Annotated in this window: 3 protein-coding genes; all 3 read right to left on the bottom strand. The window is 37.5% G+C overall.

The window, feature by feature from the left end:
• Positions 1 to 35: 35 nt before the first annotated feature.
• The 3 genes from FTT86_RS15730 to mobV all read right to left on the bottom strand — a co-directional run bounded on the left by FTT86_RS15730 (position 36) and on the right by mobV (position 2948).
• Complete coding sequence (locus FTT86_RS15730) at positions 36 to 227, bottom strand: hypothetical protein (RefSeq protein ID WP_180181480.1); 192 nt, start codon at positions 225 to 227, stop codon at positions 36 to 38.
• Positions 224 to 1162: a replication initiation protein gene (locus FTT86_RS15735; protein WP_005080187.1), complete on the bottom strand. Its 939-nt coding sequence runs from the start codon at positions 1160 to 1162 to the stop codon at positions 224 to 226. Before FTT86_RS15735 ends, FTT86_RS15730 begins: the two co-directional genes overlap by 4 nt.
• A gap of 652 nt (positions 1163 to 1814) precedes the next feature.
• Complete coding sequence (mobV, locus tag FTT86_RS15740; RefSeq protein WP_171530389.1) at positions 1815 to 2948, bottom strand: MobV family relaxase; 1134 nt, start codon at positions 2946 to 2948, stop codon at positions 1815 to 1817.
• Positions 2949 to 3190 lie beyond the last annotated feature (242 nt).

The raw sequence follows: 3190 nt of genomic DNA on the forward strand, positions 1-3190 counted from the left end.
TAAGGGGAATCCTCCCCTTAACCCCTGACAACCTTTCAGGTTGTATAAAGCATTTTCTTGATTCGATAGATTCTATTTTCTAAACCCACCATACTTTTTTGAAGCCGTTCGCTATATGCTTTTTTTTGAAGATCAGAAAATTCTTTAAGCTCGTTTTCGAGCTGCTCAATTTTTTCTTGTAGCAAAACTTCCCTTTCAAACTGAGTAATTTTTTTCTCAAACATCATTTCGATTTAAATCCTAATTTTGCTAGATGGGGAAGCAACGTTTTTTGTTTTTCAGAGTCTTTGAGCATCGAACGAATACGAGCAATAAATGGTTTCATATCTTCGCCTGCATGTGCCATCTTTTGCACTTCAGGGAGTTCTGAAAGTTTACTGCTAAACGTATCAAGTTGAGATTCTGTCATTTTGTGGAATAGGTCAGGTGTATTTGGATCTCGTCCTGTTTCTATAACTTTGGGCTTTGGTTTTTCTTTGACAGTGAACTTAAAGCCAACCACGGAACGCCCACGTTTCACATTCTCATAGCTTAGGTCTATGTCGGTGTTGGCTGTGATCTCGTCCAGTGATGGCTTAATTACACGTTTTTTTAGGTTGCTTAGGTCTTGATAGGATTCAGGCAAGCCCAACTGCTGAAATAATTCGTCTAGGCTGATTTGAAAACCGCCCATTGTTTGGTGTTTCTTAGCCAAGTGATAGAAGTCTAGCGAGTAGTCTTTTTTAAGCCGTAAAACGACCTCTTTTTTATACTTGGTATAAGGGTTTAGGGCGTCAAACTCTCTAAGTAATAGCAGTACTTCATCGGTAAAATATAGTTCTGAACCGCCTTGTCCTGCCTTATAAATCACCTTGTTTAGCCAACGCATTTTTACCCTGTCACCCTCAGCATTGGTGTAACCAAAGAACCGAGTAAATAGGCGTTCAGATGCCAATTCTAAAGCTGTATAAGCCGTTGATAAGTCAATGCCACACTCCTTTGAAAAGTCACTCGAAGATATAAAAATAGGATCATTGCTTGATATTTTTGTGGTTCTTGCCAAAGGGGTTGCCATGATAAATAAACGCTTTTCATCAAGGGACATACCTCTAAAGCATTCAACCACTCTATTTTGTAAAACTATCCAGTCTTTGGGATAGTGTTTTTTAACATCCAAATCCATAGTATTTTCCAAATAAAGTACATCGTTTAAGACAATACCTTTTAATCAATAAAAGTTCAAAGTTTAATTGTGTACTTTAATACTTGGCGTTTGTACTTTTTTAACTTGGCGTTTGTACTTTTTTAAGTGCTTTTAACTTGGCGTTTGTACTTTAATACTTGGCGTTTGTACTTTTTTAAAGTCTGAAAGCTATGTCTAGTAAGGTCTGTAGAGGGGCGAAAAGTCTTTAAAAGCTTTTTAAAAGCTAAAAAAGAGAATCAAAGGCAAAATCAAAGGCTATGGCACTCGCTTCGCTCGTGTCTTTTCAAGAGCAAAAGCAAAAGCAAAAGCGTTAATAATGCATTCGCTATGCTCATGCTTTTTGAAGAGCAAAAGCATCAATACTTCGCTCGTAGACACTCGCTAACTACTTGGGTCGATAAACGTATAGATATAGCGTTGAAAGCATTGCTACATCTGCGATTCATCTGTTTTAAAAAGCAAAAGCGGTTTTTCAGAGGGGGAATAAGCAAATTTTCATTGTGTCGCTCGTAGACACTCGCTAAAACGCTCTAATTTGCGTTCTAAGAGGTTTTTATTATCTCAACTATACTTTCATGCATAAAACACCAAACATGGCTAAAAACCCCATTTTTTTGCGTTTAAATGGGTATTATGAGGGTGAGTAGTCGTTATCATTGCCGTTATCAGGTTTTTTAGGCTCATTTTTTCGCTGTTTTTCTAATTCTTGACGTCTTAAAAGTGCCAAACGTTCTTTTTCCTGCCTTTCTTGTTCAGCCAGTTGTTTTTTCTGTTCTTGTTCTAAGTGTAATTGATTGCGAAGTTCACGTTGTTGGTTAAATCTTTCTTGTTCTTCCTGTCTTTTTAGGAATCTATGATGTTCAAGTGCTGAATCAAAATTATCTTTTAATTTAGCAACTTGCTTATTAAATTCTTTCTCAAGATTTGGATGGTTATACTCGTTAATTATGTCTAAATATGGCTTTGCTCGTTGCTGAACCTCATCAAGTGTTTTTTTTGTATCAGACAGTTCTTTTTTTAATTTTTCAGTTTGACTAGCCAGTGCATTCGCTCGGTCAAATCGTGGTGCAATTTGATCAAATATCTGATCAATCATAGCGTTTGCGACTCTCTCACCGTAGGTATTTTTTGACTCAAGAAATTCAGGTTCAGGTATTTCGTAAGTGAGACCTTTTTCAATACCAGGTTCATTTTCGTAATTGTTCAATTTCTCATAATATTCTTTGATAGACGTATGTTTTGCTTTGCTCCCCTGTACGCCCCGATCTAATCCTAAATCTTTTACTTCAACTGCAAAATCAGTCTGCATCTGTGAAAGTGTATGTCGAGATCCACCGATATATTTTTTTGCGTTTAAACGGCCCGTAGCTTCATCGACTGGAACAACGTAAGCGACCAAATGAGGGGTTGTTTCATCTCTATGAATCGTAGTGCTGACGACATTATTTTTACCGTATTTATTTTCGAGCCATTTTTTCGACTGCTCAAAAAATGCAGTTTCTTTTTCAGTTCCCCAGCCGTCCCATTCTGGTGATGCAGTCACAAGATGTTCAATACACAAAACCGCATCTTTGCGTCTTTTTTCAGGAATACGATCACGAATAGCGGTCATACATTTTTCGTTTGTATCTAACTCATGCTCATTCAAATGTGTGCGGTCAGAATCGGCATTTAACGTTTCTCGATTGCGATAATTATGCGAAAGACTGCCACCAACGTCTGCAAACGACTTCAATTTTTGAATACGCAAAATAGCAAATGACATGTGAGAAATCCGATACCGAAAAAACACACGATAGCAGAGCTTTTTGAGCTTTGCGATAGCGAAGTGGACTCACTCCACTTTCAAAGCACCTAAAGGTACATTGAAAGTTCATGAGTAAGGGGAATCCTCCCCTTAACCCCTGACAACCTTTCAGGTTGTATAAAGCATTTTCTTGATTCGATAGATTCTATTTTCTAAACCCACCATACTTTTTTGAAGCCGTTCGCTATATGCTTTTTTTT

The organism is Acinetobacter sp. YH01021 (assembly GCF_013420255.1).
In the GTDB taxonomy this organism is placed as follows: Bacteria; Pseudomonadota; Gammaproteobacteria; order Pseudomonadales; family Moraxellaceae; genus Acinetobacter.